The organism is Urinicoccus timonensis, assembly GCF_900232945.1.
GTDB classification, from domain to species: domain Bacteria; phylum Bacillota; class Clostridia; order Tissierellales; family Peptoniphilaceae; genus Urinicoccus; species Urinicoccus timonensis.
In genome coordinates, this window is record NZ_OCTU01000005.1 from 31,708 (window position 1) to 51,125 (window position 19,418).

Here is a 19,418-nt window from a genome sequence, read left to right on the forward strand (position 1 = left end):
TTTTATGAAAAAGGGATTAATTTTAGCAAGCTTTGGCACAACCCATATAGATACCAGGGAAAAGGCCATTGAAAATATTGAAAAGGCTATTGCAAACCGCTTCCCGGATGTAAAATGCCTAAGATGCTTTACTTCTCGAATTGTAGTAAAGCGGATTAAAGAAAATGAAGGAATTTCAATTTTTAATGAAAAAGAAGCTATAGATGCTCTTTTAGAAGATGGAATTCAAGAAGAAGATATTTATATTCAGCCTTTGCATATGATTCCAGGCGTTGAATACGAAAAACTTGCAGCTTTGAAAGTAGGGCATTTAGGAAAACCCTTATTGTATGATGAGGAAAGTATAAGAAAAGCCCTAAGCAGATTAAATTTTCCAGATAAAGAAGAGGCAAATCTAGTCTTGTTTGGTCACGGTTCTTACCATAAGAGTGATGACTTTTACCAAAAGGCACAAGAGATCCTAGATTCTACAGGACACGACAATGTCTATGTAGTAACTGTTGAAGGATCTGTCACCATTGAAGATGTTATGGATAAGTTACTTGCCAGCAAGAAAAAGGTCATTTTAAAACCCTTTATGATTGTGGCCGGAGACCATGCAAAGAATGATATGGCTTCGGATGATCCGGATTCCTTAAAGTCCATTTTAGAAGGGGCAGGTCTTGAAACAGAAGTTGAAATGAAGGGCCTTGGGGAAGAGCCAGGAATTGTAGAAGAGTTTATAGAACGAGTCGAAGGACTCTTGGAGACTGAAATTTGAAGAACTTATATGGAATTGGAACTGGACCAGGGGACCCAGAACTATTAACAGTAAAGGCGGTCCGACTTATTGAATCAGCAGATGTGATTTTTGCCCCCAACAACAAGGGCCGGAATATGGCCTTAGATAGTGCTCAGCCCTATATCAAGGACCAAAAAATTGTTTTGTTAGATTTCCCTATGGGAAAGACTACCCGACAAACCTATATAGAGGCTATGGACAAGATTGAAGAAAATTTAAAAGATGGTCAAACAGGGGTCTTTTTAACAATCGGAGATTCGATGATTTATTCCACTTTTATGAACATGATTAATGCAGAAGAGCATGCACACTTACAAGTTGAATGTGTTCCTGGCATTCCAGCCTTTTTAGCGGGAGCCAATGCTATTTTGAAAAATGTTGTGGAAAAAGGGGAACGGTTTTTACTGGTTGACGATGCAGAAAAGATGAACTTAGAAGATGTGGATTCTGTGGCTATTTTAAAGACGTCTAAAAACTTAGAGGCAACTTTGGATAAGTTAGAAGAGCATCATTTTGACTATTATTATATTAAGCATGTAAGTTTCGACCAGGAAGTAGTTTTGACTCAACGCCAAGACATATTGAAGGAAAAAACCTATATGAGTTTACTATTAGCGAGGAAATCTAAAATATGACCATGAAGCATGGTGGAGATACCTACACCTATTCAAAACTATATCAAGAAAATTTAATTGATTTTTCCAGCAACATCAATCCTTTAGGATATCCCAAAGGATTGGAATTTGAATGGATTAAAGATTTTAAAAATGCTAGGGTTTATCCAGATATCAAATATAAGGCCCTAAGAGAATCCATAGGGGATTACTTGGCTTGTAGTAGCGATGAAGTGGTTGTGGGAAATGGATCTATGGAAATCATTGATGCAGTGATTTGCAATTACTCAACGGTGCAATTTTTTATCCCTTCCTTTGGAGAATATGAAGAAAGAGCCAAGGTTCGAAACAAAAATATTATTTCCATTGCCATGGACGAATCCATGACTATTGATTTTGATATTTTGGAAGAAAGCTTAAAAGAAGAGAGTCTCCTTATTGTAGGGAACCCAAATAACCCCACAGGTCTACGCTTGGCCAAGGATAAGCTGCTTAAGCTCTATCAAATAATCCGAGATAAAAAGGGGCTTTTGGTCCTAGATGAAGCTTTTTATGAATTTTGTAGCCAAGATTATGACTCCATTGAACTCTTTAAGCCCTATGAATATGAAAATATCTTAATTGTTCGGGCTGCTACAAAGTTTTTTGGCCTACCAGGAATTCGATTGGGTTATGCCTGTGGAAATAAAAAACTGGCAGAAACCATTAGGAACCAATTAAATCCTTGGTCCATCAACTGCTTTGCTGAAATTGCTGGAAAGTATATTTTTAAAGATTTGGAATATATTGAAAAGTCAAAAGAATATATAGCAAATGAGCGAGACTATCTACTCAAGGAATTAGAAAATATCCAAGGACTTTTTGTCTATCCAAGCCATGCGAATTTCATATTGATTAAATTGTTAAATAAAACAGAAGACCAGGCCTTACAATATTTTTTGGCCCATGGGATTTTACTCAGAACATGCGATAGTTTTTCTGGCCTAGAGAGGGCTCATGTCCGAGTCGCTATAAGGAGTCATGAAGAAAACAGCCAGCTAATTCAAGTCTTTAAAGACTTTTTAAAGGAGGAAGAAGATGTACATTAAAGAACCTATGAAGATTGAAGATAAAAGTATGGATATTATAGATTCAGTAATGGGAGATGTAAATTTTTCTGATGAAGAAATGCTAGTGGCAAAGCGGATGATCCATACAACAGGAGACTTTGAGTATCGAAAGATCATTGTTTTCAAGGACAACTTTTTAGAAGAGGCTAAGGCTTCCATTGAAAAAGGAATAAAAATATTTACAGATACAAAGATGGCCTATCAAGGAATCAATAAGCCGGCCTTGGAAAAAAGCTCCTGTGAGTTAGTTTATTATATTGATGACGATGATGTAAGGGAAGCGGCCAAGGCCAAGGGAACAACCCGGTCAGCTTGCGCCCTAGAGAAGGCCGTAGAAAACGGAGTCAAGGGCTTTGTTATTGGGAATGCCCCCACAGCTCTTTTCCGCTTAATAGAACTTATTAAAGAGGGCAAGGTAGACCCTGATTTTGTTGTAGGGGTTCCTGTTGGCTTTGTAGGTGCTGCCGAGTCTAAAGAGGCTTTAAGAGAGGTAGCAGTAGCAAGTGTTTCTACTGTTGGAACTAAGGGTGGATCTAATGTTGCAGCATCCATTATTAATGCACTCTTGTATATGGTTTACCCACGATGAAACTAGATGAATACATTATTCAGGATGGACAAAAGCTACGTCTTGGATATACAACAGGCAGCTGTGCAGTTGGTGCAACAACAGCTGCTTGTCTTATGTTAAAATCTGGTCAAGAAATTGACCAGGTCAACATTTTAACTCCTGCCGGGATAGAGCTCCAACTGGATGTGTGTGATATTACTAGGGGAGAGGACTGGGTTAAGTGTTGCATCGTCAAGGATGCTGGAGATGATCCGGATGCAACCGATGGCTTATCCATTTATGCAGAAGTTCATAAAAGACAAGACGACCGCATCGTCTTAGATGCAAAAGAAGGTGTGGGACGAATCCAACGTAAGGGCCTCTTTGGGGAAATCGGAGATCCAGCTATTAATCCTGTACCAAAAAAACTCTTACTTGAGACTTTGGAAAAATATTCTGAAACAGGCTTAAGTTGTTATATTTCCATTCCTGGAGGTCAGGAAGTTGCCAAAAGAACCTTTAATCGCTATATAGGAATTGAAGGAGGTCTTTCAGTCCTAGGAACCAAAGGCATTGTCTATCCCATGAGTGCTGAGGCTCTTTTAAAGAGTATCTACATGGAGTTGGAGATGATTGCAGAAAAATCTACCCAGGAGATCCTTTTAACTCCAGGAAATTATGGGAAGGAAGCCGTGAAAAAATCAGGTCTTGATTTACCTGTTGTGGAAGTGTCTAACTATGTAGGTCAAGCTTTAAAATATGCCTATTCCTTAGGTTTTAGAAAATTTCACCTAATTGGCCATATTGGGAAGTTTTGCAAATTGGCAGTGGGGATTTTTCAAACCCATTCATCTACGGCAGACACCCGGATGGAGGCTTTTGTATATTATTTGGCTCTAATGGGTGCAGAAAAAGCTTTCTTAGAAAAGATAAATAGTTTATTAACGGCAGAAAAGGCCTTGGACCTTTGTCTGGAAGAAGGCTATGGAGAAATTATAAGAAGGATGGAGGAAGGTTGTAACCAGAGAATTATCAAGTATCTTCGAGATGATTCTGTGGAAGTTTCAACCCATATCTATTCCATGAATCATGGGGTGAGATTATGATTGTTGTTGCTGGTGTAGGACCAGGAAATCCAAAGCTTTTGACTGTTCAAGTTAAAGAAGCTATTGAATCTTTTGACCACGTTATTGCTTTTGGACGAGTGAGCCAATCCTTGGTCTCTATTCGACCTGATATTACTGAAGTAACCCGGGTCAGTGATTTAGAGGATAAAATTAAAGGTAAGGACCAGGTTTTGGTATTGGCTAGCGGAGACCCCTTGTTTTATGGGGTGACTAAATATTTGATGAGCCTAGGAATCCAGGTCGAGGAAGTTTATCCAGGTATTTCCAGTCTTCAATACTTTGCCTCTCGTTTAAAAAAGCCTTGGAATGACTATAGATTAATTTCACTCCATGGCCGGGATTTTAATTTTAAGGAGTTTGAGAAAAACCCCTTGGCTATAAGCCTTTTGGACAAAGACCATAGTCCTAGTTGGCTTTCTAATGAATTAAAGATTCATGGATTTTCAGGAAAACTTATTGTTGGCTATCGGTTGAGTTATGATGATGAACTGATTGAAGAAATAGAAATAGGACAAGAGGCATCAGATATTGATGCCCTAGCAGTGGCGGTGATAGAAATTGAAATGGCTAAATGATGAAGATTTTATCCGGGCAAAAGTCCCAATGACGAAAAAGGCCATCCGGGTCTTGTCAGTATCCTATCTAGACTTAGAGGAAGGCTTGTCCTTATTGGATATTGGTAGTGGAACTGGAAGTATTTCAGTTCAAGCAGCTCTATTGGGTGCCCATGTAACGGCTATCGAGCGTAAAGAGGAAGGGGTTCATCTGCTAAAGGAAAATGCCAAGCGGCACGGAGTTGAAGTAAAAGCAATCCATGGTTTGGCTCCGGAAGACCTTCCAGACCAAGACTTTGACCGAGCCTTTATCGGAGGAAGCGCTGGAAACTTAGAAGAGATTTTTTCATATCTAGATAAACACTTAAAAAAGAGTGGAATTTTAGTAGGAAATTACATCACCTTAAAAAATACTTGGAAGATGTATGAGTTACTAAAAAAGCATAACTATCAAGATATTGATGTTGAGTTAGTACAAACTGCAAAACTAGACCATTTAGGATTAATGAAGGGTGAAAATCCTATTTATATCATGAAGGGAGTTAAAGAATGATAACTTTTGTCGGAGCTGGTCCCGGAGATCCGGATTTAATAACTATTAAGGGTCGTAAGGCCTTGGAGAAGGCTGATATTATTATTTATGCGGGATCCTTGGTTAGCCCGGAACATTTAACTTGTGCAAAAGAAACTTGTGAAATCTATAATTCTGCAAAAATGCACTTAGATGAAGTTTTAGATGTCATGGTTGAAGGAGATCGAGCTGGTAAGGAAATTGTCCGACTCCATACAGGAGATCCGTCGATTTATGGGGCCATTCAAGAGCAGATGGATCCCTTGGAAAAATTGGGAATTGAATTTGAAGTGATCCCTGGAGTAAGCTCTTTTGTAGCAGCAGCTGCAGCTATAAAAAAAGAATTTACCCTACCCAATGTATCTCAAACCGTTATCCTTACAAGGGTTAAGGGGCGGACAGATGTTCCAGAATCTGAAAATCTTGAATCTTTGGCGGCCCACGGTGCCAGTATGGCCTTGTTTTTAAGTGTAGGGCATATTGAAAAAGTCATTGAATCTCTAATCAAGGGTTATGGAAGAGACGATGTCCCAGTAGCTGTTGTCTACCGGGCGACTTGGAAAGATGAAAAGAAAATTTTCGGCACCTTAAAGGATATTTGTCAAAAAGTCCAGGATGAAAATATTATTAAGCAAGCCCAGATTTTAGTGGGAGACTTTATAGATACAGACTATGAATTGTCTAAACTATATGACAAGCATTTTACAACAGAATATCGTCAAGGAATAAAACGTTGAAGGTCCTGTGTTATTCAAAAAAAGCCTATGATTTGGCTTTAAAATTGGAAACAAGTCTTCCAATTAGTATTTTTTCAAAATATAAAGAGCCCTTCAAAACCCAAGAAGTAGTAGAGGACTCTTTTAGAAAAAATGAAGACTTAATCTTTATTTCAGCTACAGGTATTGCCGTTCGGTCCATTGCTCCTTTTTTGAAAAACAAGGAGCAAGATCCAGCAGTACTCGTTATTGACGACCAAGGACGGTTTGTTATCAGCCTATGTTCAGGCCACTTGGGAGGAGCTAATGATCTAGCACGAACCATTGCTAGGAAAATAGGAGCTATCCCAGTAATTACTACGGCTACAGATGGAAGAGGCTATGAAGGCCTGGACCTATATGCTAAAAAAATGAATTTTAGCTATGATTCAATCCATGACCTAACTCCTTTAACAGGAGCCATGGTTGATGATAAGAAAATTTTTCTTTACAACCCCTATAAATACCAGGAGCCAAACTATCCAAATTTTACTAAGAAAATGGATTCTAAAATAGACTATAGCTTGGCTATTACGGATGAAGACAAGTTAAATTTACCTGGATACAGTGTCTATCTTAGACCTAAAACCCTACACTTAGGTTTGGGGTGTAAAAAAGGAGCGGACTATCAAGCTTTAAAATTCTTAATAGAAGATGTTTTTAAAAAACTCAATTTAAGCCTAGCCAGTATTAAAGATATGGCTAGCATCGATATAAAAAAAGATGAAGAAGCTTTCAAGAAGTTGTCGGAAGATTTAAATATTGACTTTTTCTGTTTCAGACCAGAAGAATTAAGCCTTCTGGAAGACCGAGTTCAAGGCTCCAGTTTTGTTAAGAAGACAGTGGGAGTATCTTCAGTATCGGCAACAGCCGCCCTAAAATTAGGCGGAGAATTAATTATTGAAAAAGAAGTCTATGAAGGTTTTACACTATCATTATCAAGGGAGGTATAGATGGCAAAATTATATGTAATTGGAATTGGCCCTGGCGAAGAGGCCTTGTTTACCAAAAAAATGGTTGATGCAATTCAAGAATCAGAGGTTATTGTTGGCTACGGTCCTTATTTGGATTACTTGGGATCTCTAATAGAGGGAAAAACTCTCTATTCGACAGGGATGAAGAGCGAGATAGACCGATGTAAAGAAGCCCTTCGTCAAGTAGAAGAAGGCAAGACAACATCCATTATTTCCACAGGAGATGCAGGTCTTTATGGCATGGCTGGCCCTATCTTTGAACTAAAGGCGGACCAAGAGGTAGAGGTTATTCCAGGAGTTTCAGCTAATTTTGCAGCAGCTGCTGAATTAGGAGCTCCTATTATGCATGACTATGCTTGTATTAGTCTCTCAGACCTTTTAACTCCCTGGGAAACCATTTTAAAGAGGGCTAGAAAAGCTGCTGAAGGAGACTTTGTAATTACTATTTATAATCCCCGGTCTAAAGGGCGTCCAGACCATCTTGAAAAAATAGTAAATATTCTTTTAGAAGTAAAGGACCCCAAAACTCCTGTAGGAATTGTAAAAAATGCAGGACGACTTGGAACAGAAAAAACTGTCACACAATTGGATTCAATAGACTATGAACAAGTGGATATGTTGACCTGCCTTATTATTGGGAATTCAAATACCTATGTTAAGGACGGATTCATGGTGACTCCTAGAGGTTATGAAAATAAATGATTTGGATTTTAGGAGGAACCACCGAGGTCAATAAGCTTTTAGACTTACTAGGCGATGATGACCATATCATTACTGTGGCCACAGAAAGTGGAGCAGAAAGTACCCATTCAAAACACGTCCATGTAGGACGATTAACGAAAGCACAAATGTTGGATTTTGCCAAAGAAAATAGGGTGGATAAGATTGTAGACTTAACCCATCCCTATGCTACTATTGTTACAGACCAGGCAAGAGATGTAGCAAGAGAGTTGGAGATTCCCTATTATAGATATATTCGCCCTGAGATCCACATGGAAAATGGATATACTGTAGGGTCTGTAGACGAGTGTTGCAAACTTTTAAAGAAACTCAACCAAGGACCCATTCTTTTTACTACAGGGAGTAAAAATATTAAGGATTTTGAGCCTATAAGAGGAGAAAACCAATTTATCTATCGAATTTTACCAACCTTGGAAAGTCTCCAACTTGCTTTTGATGCAGGCGTATCCTATAAGGACCTTGTTGCTATGTTGGGCCCTTTTTCCTTGGATTTGAATATAGCCCTGTTTAAGCAATATGGAGTTAGGTATTGCGTTATGAAAGAAAGTGGAAAAGAAGGTGGTCAAGAAGAAAAAATTTTTGCTTGTAAGCAAGCCAATGTATGTCCAATCGTCATAAAAAGACAAGTTGAAGAAGATGGATATAAAGATTTAAATGCCCTTATTTCAGATCTTTTAAAAAATTGAAAGGAGAAAATTTTGAATCAATTTAAAGATTTTCCACTGCATCCATTAGACGAAGAAGCTGCTAAAAAGGCCAGAGAAATTTGGGACTCAAGAACCCACCCCATAGGTAGTCTAGGCACCCTAGAAGAAATGACCATTCAACTGGCTAAAATAACCGGAAATCCTACCAATGATTTGGACAAAAAAGTGGTTATCGTCATGGCTTCAGATAATGGAATTTATGAAGAAGATGTGAGTTCTTCCCCCCAAGCTTTTACCTATATGCTGACTAATGCTATGGCCAGGGGTGAAACTGGTGTAGCAGCCTTGTGTAATTATCAAGAAAGTGATGTAGCTGTTGTCAATATTGGAATTATTGATCAAGGCCCCTATGAAGACAATGTTATTCAAAAACAAGTAAGTCAAGGAACAAAAAACTTTATAAAAGAGCCAGCAATTCCTATGGAAGATGTTTACAGGGCCATCCAAGCTGGCATGGATGTTGCAGAAGATTACATTCAAAGAGGCTATAAGATATTGGGGACTGGAGAGCTTGGTATCGCCAATACCACCACATCCTCAGCTGTTTTAGCAGCCTTGTCCCAATACAAGGTGGAAGATTGCGTGGGCCTTGGAGGAGGAATCACCAACCAACAACTGGTCAATAAAGTGAATGTCATAAAAAAGGCTATTGAAAAATATGACCTATACAATCAAGATGTTTTTACGGTTCTTTCTTGCGTTGGAGGCTTGGATATTTGTGGCTTGGTAGGGGTTTTTCTAGCTGGAGCCAAGTATGGTGTACCAGTAGTTATTGATGGCATCATTAGTGTTGTGGCAGCCCTTTGTGCTGACCGTATTGCTCCAGGTGCCAGAGAATTTTTCTTTGCATCCCACTTATCTATGGAAAAGGCCATGACAGGTTCTTTGGACCTATTAGGAAAAGAAGCTCTTGTCTACCTTCACATGCGGTTGGGAGAAGGATCTGGATGTCCCTTCACTTTTACAATTTTTGACCACGCTCTTTACGCTATGAAGAACATGGGGACCTTTGATTCAAATGCTATTCAAAACACCTTACTTGTCAATATAAGGGATATGGATGGAGATCAAAAATGATTACTTTGATTACTGGAGGAGCTAGAAGTGGAAAATCCTCCTTTGCTGAAAATTTATTGGCTGGCAAAAAGGATGTCACCTATATTGCAACTTCCCAGGTTTATGATGATGAAATGAAAGAACGAGTCAGACAGCATAAGCTCAGAAGGCCACAGGAGTGGAATACTTGGGAGAGTCCCTTGAAACTAGAGGGCTGTCCCTATCAGACTTCCTATTACCTACTGGACTGCCTAACCTTACTTACAACAAACCATACCTTTGATGTTTTAAAAGATGGAGACCACATTAGTCCTGAAATGCAAAAAGAAATTGAAGAAAATATTAAGGCGGAAATTTTTTCACTTTGTCAAGAAATAAGAAGTACTTCGGGACATTTGATCATGGTAACCAATGAAGTTGGCTCCAGTATTGTTCCAGAAAACCACTTGTCTAGAGTTTTTAGGGATATCCAAGGGCGAATCAACCAATATGCAGCCAATCTGGCAGATAAAGCCTATATTGTAATCTGTGGACAAGGAGTTTTGATTAAAGGATGAAGGCATTTATACTCGCTTTACAATTTTTAACCCGATTTTATATTCCAATCCAGGTAGATTTTTCTGACAAAAACTTAAGGCATAGTTTGTTTTTCTTTCCTTGGGTAGGCTTATTAATGGGTTATTTACTAACCATTCCCTTTAGAATCATTAGTAAGCAAGAAATTGCAGCCTTGCTTGTTTTAATTCTTTGGATTGCCTTTACTGGAGGGATGCATTTAGATGGCTTAAGTGATATGGCAGATGGCTTCTTCTCCAATAAAGAAAAGGATAAGATTCTGGAAATTATGAAGGATTCTCGAGTAGGAGCCTTTGGAGTTATTTCCTTAATATTAATTTTATTGTCAAAATACGTCCTACTGAGTCAGGCTTCATTAACATTTTATTCCTTGCCAGGGGTTCTAGCAGGGGCTCGGTTTGCTAATTCTCTAATTATTGGGACCTTTCCACCAGCGCGACCGGATGGTATGGGAAGAATGTTACAAAAAACAAAACCTCTTCCTTACATTCTCGTTTCTGGAATCTTGCTCTTAGTCTACTTATTTTTTATGGATAGAAAACTGCTTTTGGTCCTATTAGTTCAGGTTCTGGTTGTAGGAATTACTTCGTTTATTTCTTTGAAAAAAATCGATGGTGTTACTGGAGATAATTATGGAGCAAATGTGGAACTAGCAGAAGCCTTTGGACTTCTAGTTTTAGGGTTGGTTTGATATGAAGATATATTTAATAAGACATGGACAAAGCCAGGCAAATGTCCAAGGAATATATGCAAGTATAGATACTCCATTAACTGACTTGGGTCAAGAAAGCTTAAAGTTTTTGGAACAAAATCCGCCTCAAGGAGACTTGTATGTTAGCCCGGCCAAAAGAGCAATCCAAACTGCGGAGGGAATTTTTGCTAGGCCAGGAAAAATTGAGGACAGACTCTTAGAAATTTCCTATGGAGTCTTAGAGGGATTGACTTTTTCTCAAGGACAAGAAAGTTATCCAGAGGAGATAAAAAATTGGATGAAAAATCCATTTGATTTTGGGCCACCTCAAGGGGAAAGTATTAAAGAATTAATGGACCGTGTAAAAAGTCTTTTAGATGATTGGATTCAATTGGATCGAGATGTGGTTGCTGTAACTCACGAAGGAGTTATCCGGGCCTTTTTAGCCCTTATATTGGGGCAAAAGGAAAGCTATTTTAAATTTTTTGTTGAAAATGCCAGTCTAAGCATTTTGAGGATAGAAAATGGCTTTTCTCAAATCTTACAAATTAATTACAAATAAGTAACAAAATGACACTTTTTCAAAATATCTGCTACAATAGGCAAGGAGGTTGATATTTTGAAAAGATTAAACAAAATACTTATTTTATTTTTGTGTATTATAACTTGTATACCCATGACTACTTATGCTAAAGGAGTTTATGAAAAACCAACGCATTTAAATATATCCATTCAGAAGAATGAGATGGAAGAATACAGTCACTTTACTCTATCTTGGTCTAATCCTAAGTCAATTCAAGATAAGATCAATAAAGGAATTCCTATTATGGCGGAAATTGACTTAAAGAATAATGGAGATCCTTGGCATTCAGAAGCAAAAAAACCCTTAGTCCAAATCCCCTTAGAAAAGGGAGCTAAGAGTCAAATCATCTTGGATGAAAACAGCTTTGCTACGGTTAAGGAGTTCAATGTATTTTTATCCAATTATTCCTTTAGGGTTCGTTATCGTTTGGGAAATACCCAATCAGATTTTTCATCTTATGTCAGTGTAGGATTGAGACCCAGCTTAAAAAATGTAAGCTCTTGGGCTGTGGAAAATTTAAATCAGGCCAACAAATTAGGCCTGGTGCCCAATAGCGTTAAAAGTGATCTGAAGTCACCTATTATCCGAGAAGAATTTGCCCATGCCTTGGTCTTAGCTTATGAAAAGAAAGCGGGTAAAGTTGCTAGCTTAAGCAGTAGTGGATTTTCGGATGCCAAACAATCTTATATCTTAAAGGCCAAAGAATTAGGCTTTATCCAAGGTGTCGGTGGCAATCGCTTTAACCCCAAAGGCAAGATTACTCGGGAAGAAATGGCTACAATGGTGGCCAAATTATGCCAAACTTTAGGAAAAGAAGGTCACGAGTCCCAAGGGAAATTCAAGGATGATGGGTCCATTTCATTTTGGGCCAAGGAAAGTGTCTACAAGATGGAATCCTTAGGCCTGATTAAGGGATATAATGGAAGGTTTTCACCTAAGAAGACATCTTCTCGGGAAGAAGCTTTAATTGTTGCTTATGGGATTGTAAATCTTAAATAAACAAAAAAATGTCTCGGAATGATGAAATTCCGAGACATTTTTTTGTTTATTTTTATTCTACCGTAACAGATTTTGCTAAATTTCTAGGTTTGTCAACGTCATTTCCCAGGGCTAGACTAGTTTCATAGGCCAAAAGTTGTTGTGGAAGGACTGACAGGACAGGGGTAAAGATGTCATAAGTTTCAGGGATAAAGATGGTATCATCACTAACTTCTTTAACATTTTTAAAGGTCTTTTGAGTAATGGTCAGGGCATAAGCTCCACGAGCTTTTACTTCTTTGACATTAGAAATAGACTTATCCACCAGGTCTTCCTGGCTAATAATACAAACCACTGGTAAGTCATCTTCCAAAAGGGCAATAGATCCATGTTTCAATTCACCAGATTGAAAGGCAACGGCATTAATGTAAGAAATTTCCTTTAACTTCAAAGCACCTTCCTTGGCACTCAAATAGTCAATTCCTCTTCCTAAATAAAAAATACTTTTTGCTGTCTTTATTTTTTCAGCAAGATCTTTATATTTTTCTCTATGGTTTAGGACCTCTTGGACCTTGGAGGGAAGGGTGTAGAGCTCTTCAATATATTTTTTCACATCCTGGTCTGAAATACAGTTAAGTTTTTGCGCAAAATCAATAGCTAGGGCATAAAGGGAGATTAATTGAGTTGTGTAGGCCTTAGTAGAGGCAACACTAATTTCAGGCCCAGCATTGCAGTAGATGACTTTGTCGGCTTCTCGTGCAATGGATGATCCCACCACATTTGTAACCGCTAAGATTTTGGCTCCTTTTTCCTTGGCTTCTCGCATGGCAGCCAGGGTATCACCTGTTTCGCCAGATTGAGAAACAACAATTAGCAAGGTTTTTTCATTAATAAAGGGTTGGTAGTATTTCAATTCAGATGCAATTTCATTTTGACATTTTTTGTGAATTAATTTTTCCATGGCCCGCATACCCACTTCAGCTGCGTGGTAGGCTGTACCACAAGCGGTAAAATAGATGTTTTCTATAGATGACAGCTCTTCCTTACTGAGGCTTTGGTCCTTGAGATTTAATTTACCTTGGAGGAATTTATTATCCAAAGATTTCTTAATTACATCAGGTTGTTCATAAATTTCCTTAAGCATAAAATGGTCGTAACCATCCTTGCTTGCAGCTTCAATACCTATATCTATATGTTCTTTATTTTTTTCAAGAGAGTGACCTTCAAAGTCGTAGAAGTGGATGGAATCTTTATCCACTAAGGCGAGCTCCCCATTTTTTAGGCTAATAACATCTCGAGTATAATTTAAAAGGGCAGGGATATCAGAAGCAATGATATACCCTTTCTCCTCAACCCCAATAACCAAGGGACTTTCATGGCGAATAGCAATGAGTTGGTCGGGGTGGTCTTGGCAGATAACTCCAATAGCATAGGCCCCTTCAAGGACTCTTGATACCTTTAAGGCCGTTGCAAGGAAGTCATCTTCTTGATAAAATTCAAACAAGTTGGAAATAACCTCCGTATCTGTATCGGACTTAAATTGGTATCCCTGATCTTGCAATTCTTTTTTCAGGTCTAAAAAATTTTCAATAATTCCATTATGGACAACAGCGAACTTGCCGCTTTGACTTAATTGAGGGTGACTATTGACATCGCTGGGGACACCATGGGTTGCCCAACGAGTATGCCCTACACCAACTCTCCCGTCTAGGGGAGTATCCTTTAAAGCTTCTTTTAAAGCTTTTAATTTTCCAACTCGCTTAACAGTTGTAATCTCTTTATCTGAATTAATGATAGAAATTCCTGCAGAATCGTATCCACGATATTCTAGTTTTTCAAGGCCTTGGATGATTCTTTCTTCTGCATTTTCAAGGCCACAGTATCCTACTATACCGCACATAGGCTACCTCCAAAAATATTTATTTAGAGACTCACTGCACCATTTTTGTCTGTAAAAGTTTTGTTAAGTGCTGGGGCTGTGATACCCTTGGAGCATCCGCCGAAATTTCGATCACTCCATCCCTCGTCAACCACCTGGTTCTGGCGCTTTATAATAATTTTTATCTCTAGGCTTGAAATTATATCATATTTAAGAATGATTGTAAATTTAAGGCTAAATTTAGACATTGTTATCCTTGATAGGGTCTTGATAAAATCTTAAAATCAACTTGTGAAAATGTTTTATCCATGTTATGATATGAATAGCCTAAATCATTGAAATTTGACAGTTATACTACTAGCACTTCAAATTTTAACATTTAGGAAATAAAATTTGGAGGAATCAAATGAACGGAACTGTTAAATGGTTTAACGCTGAAAAGGGTTTTGGCTTTATTACAACAGAAGAGGGAACAGATGTGTTTGCTCATTTTAGTCAAATTCAAAAAGAAGGATTCAAAACCTTAGAAGAAGGACAAAGTGTTCGCTTTGACGTTGTTGATAGCGAAAAAGGCCTTCAAGCTGAAAATATCGAAATTTTGTAATACTTGCCTCTTAGACTCTTCTAAGAGGTTTTTATTTAAGGAGGTTCTATGACTGAAGAGAGAAAATTATTAGCTAAGGTAGAAGATGCTTGTATCTACGAAGACCAAGTAGTGGAATTCATAAAACGGATGGATCCAAACCTAGTTCAACAGTTTAAAAATACAGATGGAATTGCAAATGTTATTGGGGAACTAGTTCACCAAGAACTCTTACTGCTTGATGCTAAAAAACGAAATTATGAAGAAGAGGAAGAATTCAAAGAGGCTCTGGAACTTACAAAAGACAATTTGTTGAAGTCTTATTCTTTTTCTAAAGTACTAGAAGGAATTAATGTTACCGAAGAAGAAGCAAAAGATTATTATGAGAAGAACAAACAATTATTTAATCAAGATGCTTCTGCAACAGCTAGCCATATACTAGTGAAAACAGAGGAAGAGGCTAAGGAAATTAAAGAATCCTTAGATAAGGGTGAAAGCTTTGAAAAATTAGCCAAAGAATATTCAACCTGTCCATCCAAGGAAAATGGTGGTAATTTAGGCACATTTAAACCAGGACAAATGGTAAAACCCTTTGATGAAGCTGTCTTTTCTATGGAAGTTGGGACTATTTCTGAGCCAATCAAAACTGAATTTGGTTACCATATTATTCAACTACATGATCGTAAGGATGGTCGTCAAAAAGAATTCGACGAAGTTAAAGATCTTTGCCTGCAAGAAGCTTTGAGGTTGAAACAACAAAGAGTGTATTTAGACAAGATTGAAGACCTAAAAAAAGAGTACACTGTAACTTATTATTAATCTGTTGAATATTTTACTGAAATAGCTATATAATTTTTTCTATTTTTAGTATAATAAAAGCAATAGATAGTTATAAGGACTATCTAATTTCAAATAATTATAGTGTATTTAAAGGAGAATTTTATGGCAAATCACGAAAATTGTCACCATAACCATGACCATGATCATGAATGCTGTGGTAACCACACACACCATGAAGAAGAATATCCTGTTATTCATTTAGAACTAGAAGATGGTGAAAGTCTAGATTGTATCGTTTATGCAACTTTTGATTTTAAGGGAAAAAGCTACATTGCCTTGGCTCCTGAAGATGATATGGAAGAAGAGGAAGGCCTTCTTTTATATGAATATGAGGAACTGAACGATGAAGAAATTGACTTAAAATTAATTGCCGAAGAGGACTTTGATGCAGTAGCAGATGAGTTTGAAAGACAATTCCCAATTGAAGAAGAATAAGGTACCCTATAGACAATATAGTGAGTACTTAAAAGATAAGTACGGTCAGAAGGTTTATAAGTTGCCGGTTAAATTAAATTTAACTTGTCCTAACAGGGATGGAACTTGTGCCTATGGAGGCTGTATCTTTTGTGGGGAAGAAGGTGGATCCTTTGAAAACTTAGAGCAATTAAGTGTTCGGGACCAGCTTCTTGCAAATATGGATTATATCGGCAAGAGGTATCACGCCAATAAGTTTATTGCCTATTTTCAAAACTTTACAAACACCTACCAACCCTTGGAGTCCTATCAAAGAGCTTTGGAAGATTGCCGCTTGGCAAATATTGTTGGTGTGAATATATCCACCCGTCCTGACTTTTTAGGAGAGGAATATTTATTAGCAACTGAAAGAATCTGTCAAGGTTTAGATGTTTGTTTTGAATTGGGCTTACAAAGTGTAAACAACCACACTCTCCAAGTCCTCAATCGAGGACACTACCTATCTGATTTTATTGAAGGGGTTCTAAGATTGAAAAAGTATCCCTTTCGCATAGGGGTTCATTTAATTATGGACTTACCCTGGGACGATGAATTGGACATTATTGAGGCGGCTAAAATCTTAAATGCCTTAAAAGTAGATGAGATAAAGTTGCATTCACTTTATGTACTAAAAAATACAGTTCTTGAGAGAATGCTTTTAAACAAGGAAGTAACCCTCTTAAACAAGGAGGCTTTTCAAAAAAGAGTAATCTTATTTTTATCTCACTTAGACCCGGACATTGTTGTTCAAAGAATTATTGGTCGGGCTCCAAAAGAAGCAAGTCGTTTTTGTAATTTTGGGGAATCTTGGTGGAAGATTCGAGATGAAATTATTGATCAAATGAATATGCAATCTATAGAACAGGGAAGTTCTATTAGATAGAATGGATTGAAAGGAAGGATAATCATGATAAAATTTATTGTAGGGGCAAAAGGATCAGGAAAAACAAAATGGCTTATTGATAATGCAAATGATGACTTGAAATCCGGAAATGGAAACATCGCCTTTGTAGATGTTGATGATGACCACATTTTCAGCCTTGATTATCAAATTCGCCTGATTAACGCTCAAGACTATAAGCTAACCAACATTGACGCATTATATGGCTTTATATGTGGCCTAATGGCAATGGACTTTGACTTGGAAAAGATTTATATTGACAGTATCTATAAGGTTATTGATCTAAACAAAGACAACCTTGAGATGCTTTATGACAGACTTTCTTCCATTGAAGATATTAAAGAAAGACAAATATTCATTAATGTAGATTGCTTAACAAAAGACCTGCCTGAAAAATTACAAGCATGTTCTGAAGAAGTAACTTTAGAAGATTAATTAAGACCGGGTTAACCCGGTCTTTCGGTTTTATATGCAGGAGGTGGATAATGGGCAATCATAAGCTAATTGTTCGTATTTTGGCAGTACTCATTGCCTTAAGTATGATTGTGCCGATACTTTTAACAATCTATTGATTGGGGAAACTATGGATGCAGAGAAAAGACAGGCCTTAAAATTTTACAAGAGAAGATCGAAGTTAATTGAAGACTACACAAGGGGCGAGATGTCAAAGCGAGAATTTATTATTAATAATTTTCAACTGGCCTATCAAATGAGTGGTCCTTATGTCAAAGTTGATAGTTTTGAAAAGGCACTTTTTAATTACCAATATTATAACTGTATGGCTAAACATTACTCTATGATGGCTAGCCAGTGTAAAAAAAGCAAGAAAAACAAAAGAACTTATAATCGTTATTTCTCTTTAGGGAATTCTTTTTATGAAAAAAAGGATGATGTGGTCTGTCAAATATTAGAGATTTTAAATTATGAATTCATTCAAGCCTATCCAATACAAACAGACTCTAAGAGACTAGATGACAAACTCTTTGAAATTGTGGCTCTTAAGAGGAAAGAAGCTATTTTTCATTCAATTTCTCCGAAAATACGCAAAATCTTATGTGACAAGGGATTATTTGACATCAATAAACGACCTTCACTGATTGCTGAATACATCAACGATACATATTAATGGAAGAGAGGACCATCATGAATAAACAAAATTTACAAGTAGTTGATAAGGAAATATACGAAATTATTCAAAAAGAAGTTGACCGACAAGAAGGGCATATCGAACTAATTGCATCTGAAAATTTTGTATCTAAAGCAGTTTTAGAGGCGATGGGAAGTGCCCTAACCAATAAATACGCAGAAGGATACCCAGGAAAAAGATATTATGGTGGATGTGAAGTTGTGGATTTGGCAGAAGACTTGGCACGAGACCGCTTAAAGAAACTTTACCAAGCGGACCACGTCAATGTTCAACCCCACTCTGGCGCAAATGCAAATTTAGCAGTTTATGTAGCCCTTTTAAATCCTGGAGACACTGTTTTAGGTATGAACCTATCTCATGGGGGGCACTTAACCCATGGAAGTCCTGTAAATATTTCTGGAAAATATTTCAACTTCGTTGCTTATGGTGTAGACGAAAAAACAGAAAGAATTGATTATGACCAAGTTTATGCTGCTGCTAAAAAACATAAGCCAAAATTAATCGTAGCAGGGGCTTCAGCTTACCCGCGAAAAATTGATTTTGAAAAATTTGGAGAAATTGCCCATGAAACAGGTGCGCTTCTCATGGTTGATATGGCTCACATTGCAGGCCTTGTAGCTACTGGTCACCATATGAGTCCCGTTCCTTACGCAGATGTGGTAACAACAACGACTCACAAGACCTTGAGGGGGCCAAGGGGTGGGGCTATTCTATGCAAGGAAGAATTTGCCAAGGCCATTGACAAGGCTGTCTTTCCAGGTCTACAAGGGGGACCCTTGATGCATATTATTGCAGCCAAGGCTGTTAGTTTTAAAGAAGCCCTAGATCCTTCCTTTAAGGAGTATCAAGAACAAGTCATTAAAAATGCTAAAGCTCTAGCTAAGAGCCTAATGGATGATGGAATTGATCTTTGCACTAAGGGGACAGATAACCACTTAATTTTAATGAATTTAACGTCTTTAGGAATTACGGGTAAAGATGCAGAAGCCCTTTTGGGCAAGGGTGGCCTGGCTGTTAACAAGAATACTATTCCAAACGAAACCCAATCTCCCTTTGTAACCAGTGGTATTCGCATTGGAACAGCAGCCATGACAAGTCGCGGATTTAATGAAGAGGACTTTACAGTGGTAGGTCAAATTATTTCAGGCCTTTTAAAGGAACGTTTGTCTTGTCAAGAATCCTTGAATATGGTCAGAGACTTATGTCAAAAACATCCTCTCTATAAATAAAGAAGCTTAGGAGACAATG

24 protein-coding genes are annotated in these 19,418 nt (G+C 37.7%); 23 read left to right on the top strand and 1 reads right to left on the bottom strand.

Annotated features, from left to right (window positions below; genetic code table 11):
- The first annotated feature begins 4 nt into the window (after positions 1-4).
- From CS898_RS07905 to CS898_RS07980, 16 genes are all read left to right on the top strand, one after another.
- Entirely contained in the window at positions 5-760 is a 756-nt protein-coding gene (locus tag CS898_RS07905; RefSeq protein ID WP_099208775.1) for a sirohydrochlorin cobaltochelatase, read from the top strand.
- Positions 757-1,416: a precorrin-2 C(20)-methyltransferase gene (locus CS898_RS07910; protein WP_099208776.1), complete on the top strand. Its 660-nt coding sequence runs from the start codon at positions 757-759 to the stop codon at positions 1,414-1,416. Before CS898_RS07905 ends, CS898_RS07910 begins: the two co-directional genes overlap by 4 nt.
- Positions 1,413-2,483, top strand: a complete 1,071-nt coding sequence (locus tag CS898_RS07915) for a pyridoxal phosphate-dependent aminotransferase (protein ID WP_099208777.1) — start codon at positions 1,413-1,415, stop codon at positions 2,481-2,483. Before CS898_RS07910 ends, CS898_RS07915 begins: the two co-directional genes overlap by 4 nt.
- Positions 2,473-3,093, top strand: a complete 621-nt coding sequence (locus CS898_RS07920) for a precorrin-8X methylmutase (RefSeq protein ID WP_099208778.1) — start codon at positions 2,473-2,475, stop codon at positions 3,091-3,093. The genes CS898_RS07915 and CS898_RS07920 overlap by 11 nt, the downstream gene beginning before the upstream one ends.
- Positions 3,090-4,160: a cobalt-precorrin-5B (C(1))-methyltransferase CbiD gene (gene cbiD / locus CS898_RS07925; protein WP_099208779.1), complete on the top strand. Its 1,071-nt coding sequence runs from the start codon at positions 3,090-3,092 to the stop codon at positions 4,158-4,160. Before CS898_RS07920 ends, cbiD begins: the two co-directional genes overlap by 4 nt.
- On the top strand, positions 4,157-4,756 hold the full coding sequence (gene cbiE, locus CS898_RS07930; RefSeq protein ID WP_099208780.1) for a precorrin-6y C5,15-methyltransferase (decarboxylating) subunit CbiE: 600 nt from the start codon (positions 4,157-4,159) through the stop codon (positions 4,754-4,756). Before cbiD ends, cbiE begins: the two co-directional genes overlap by 4 nt.
- The gene (gene cbiT / locus CS898_RS07935; protein WP_009431715.1) at positions 4,740-5,288 is read left to right on the top strand and encodes a precorrin-6Y C5,15-methyltransferase (decarboxylating) subunit CbiT; all 549 of its coding nucleotides are present in this window, start codon (positions 4,740-4,742) and stop codon (positions 5,286-5,288) included. Before cbiE ends, cbiT begins: the two co-directional genes overlap by 17 nt.
- Positions 5,285-6,043, top strand: coding sequence for a precorrin-4 C(11)-methyltransferase (cobM, locus tag CS898_RS07940; protein WP_099208781.1), 759 nt, complete (start codon positions 5,285-5,287; stop codon positions 6,041-6,043). Before cbiT ends, cobM begins: the two co-directional genes overlap by 4 nt.
- Before the next feature lie 32 nt (positions 6,044-6,075).
- Positions 6,076-7,014, top strand: coding sequence for a cobalt-precorrin 5A hydrolase (locus CS898_RS07945; RefSeq protein ID WP_143614608.1), 939 nt, complete (start codon positions 6,076-6,078; stop codon positions 7,012-7,014).
- On the top strand, positions 7,015-7,737 hold the full coding sequence (cobJ, locus tag CS898_RS07950) for a precorrin-3B C(17)-methyltransferase (RefSeq protein WP_099208782.1): 723 nt from the start codon (positions 7,015-7,017) through the stop codon (positions 7,735-7,737). It abuts the gene before it with no gap.
- Positions 7,734-8,462: a precorrin-6A reductase gene (cobK, locus tag CS898_RS07955; RefSeq protein ID WP_009431395.1), complete on the top strand. Its 729-nt coding sequence runs from the start codon at positions 7,734-7,736 to the stop codon at positions 8,460-8,462. The genes cobJ and cobK overlap by 4 nt, the downstream gene beginning before the upstream one ends.
- Positions 8,463-8,474: 12 nt before the next feature.
- Entirely contained in the window at positions 8,475-9,560 is a 1,086-nt protein-coding gene (cobT, locus tag CS898_RS07960; protein WP_009430361.1) for a nicotinate-nucleotide--dimethylbenzimidazole phosphoribosyltransferase, read from the top strand.
- A complete protein-coding gene (gene cobU / locus CS898_RS07965; RefSeq protein WP_009430809.1) occupies positions 9,557-10,096 on the top strand; it encodes a bifunctional adenosylcobinamide kinase/adenosylcobinamide-phosphate guanylyltransferase in 540 nt (179 codons plus the stop codon). The genes cobT and cobU overlap by 4 nt, the downstream gene beginning before the upstream one ends.
- Positions 10,093-10,806 carry an adenosylcobinamide-GDP ribazoletransferase gene (gene cobS, locus CS898_RS07970; RefSeq protein WP_009430326.1) on the top strand — a complete coding sequence of 238 codons (714 nt, stop codon included), beginning with the start codon at positions 10,093-10,095 and terminating at the stop codon, positions 10,804-10,806. Before cobU ends, cobS begins: the two co-directional genes overlap by 4 nt.
- A 1-nt stretch (position 10,807) precedes the next feature.
- On the top strand, positions 10,808-11,368 hold the full coding sequence (locus CS898_RS07975; protein WP_009432032.1) for a histidine phosphatase family protein: 561 nt from the start codon (positions 10,808-10,810) through the stop codon (positions 11,366-11,368).
- A 183-nt stretch (positions 11,369-11,551) separates the two neighbouring features.
- Positions 11,552-12,388: an S-layer homology domain-containing protein gene (locus CS898_RS07980; RefSeq protein WP_039880903.1), complete on the top strand. Its 837-nt coding sequence runs from the start codon at positions 11,552-11,554 to the stop codon at positions 12,386-12,388.
- Between the two features lie 52 nt (positions 12,389-12,440).
- Here the strand turns inward: CS898_RS07980 and glmS are convergent, their stop codons facing one another.
- Positions 12,441-14,267, bottom strand: coding sequence for a glutamine--fructose-6-phosphate transaminase (isomerizing) (gene glmS, locus CS898_RS07985; protein WP_099208783.1), 1,827 nt, complete (start codon positions 14,265-14,267; stop codon positions 12,441-12,443).
- Between the two features lie 385 nt (positions 14,268-14,652).
- Here glmS and CS898_RS07995 point away from each other — a divergent pair, with 385 nt between their 5' ends.
- From CS898_RS07995 to glyA, 7 genes are all read left to right on the top strand, one after another.
- Positions 14,653-14,850, top strand: coding sequence for a cold-shock protein (locus tag CS898_RS07995; protein WP_009430319.1), 198 nt, complete (start codon positions 14,653-14,655; stop codon positions 14,848-14,850).
- A 48-nt stretch (positions 14,851-14,898) separates the two neighbouring features.
- Entirely contained in the window at positions 14,899-15,648 is a 750-nt protein-coding gene (locus CS898_RS08000) for a peptidylprolyl isomerase (protein WP_099208784.1), read from the top strand.
- A 123-nt stretch (positions 15,649-15,771) separates the two neighbouring features.
- Positions 15,772-16,104, top strand: coding sequence for a DUF1292 domain-containing protein (locus CS898_RS08005; protein WP_009430474.1), 333 nt, complete (start codon positions 15,772-15,774; stop codon positions 16,102-16,104).
- Complete coding sequence (gene mnmL / locus CS898_RS08010; RefSeq protein WP_009430940.1) at positions 16,067-17,005, top strand: tRNA modification radical SAM protein MnmL/YtqA; 939 nt, start codon at positions 16,067-16,069, stop codon at positions 17,003-17,005. Before CS898_RS08005 ends, mnmL begins: the two co-directional genes overlap by 38 nt.
- 24 nt (positions 17,006-17,029) lie before the next feature.
- Complete coding sequence (locus CS898_RS08015) at positions 17,030-17,458, top strand: hypothetical protein (protein WP_009431690.1); 429 nt, start codon at positions 17,030-17,032, stop codon at positions 17,456-17,458.
- Positions 17,459-17,606: 148 nt separating this feature from the next.
- Positions 17,607-18,149, top strand: a complete 543-nt coding sequence (locus tag CS898_RS08020; RefSeq protein WP_099208785.1) for a DUF6648 family protein — start codon at positions 17,607-17,609, stop codon at positions 18,147-18,149.
- A 17-nt stretch (positions 18,150-18,166) separates the two neighbouring features.
- On the top strand, positions 18,167-19,399 hold the full coding sequence (gene glyA / locus CS898_RS08025) for a serine hydroxymethyltransferase (RefSeq protein WP_009430255.1): 1,233 nt from the start codon (positions 18,167-18,169) through the stop codon (positions 19,397-19,399).
- Positions 19,400-19,418: the final 19 nt, after the last annotated feature.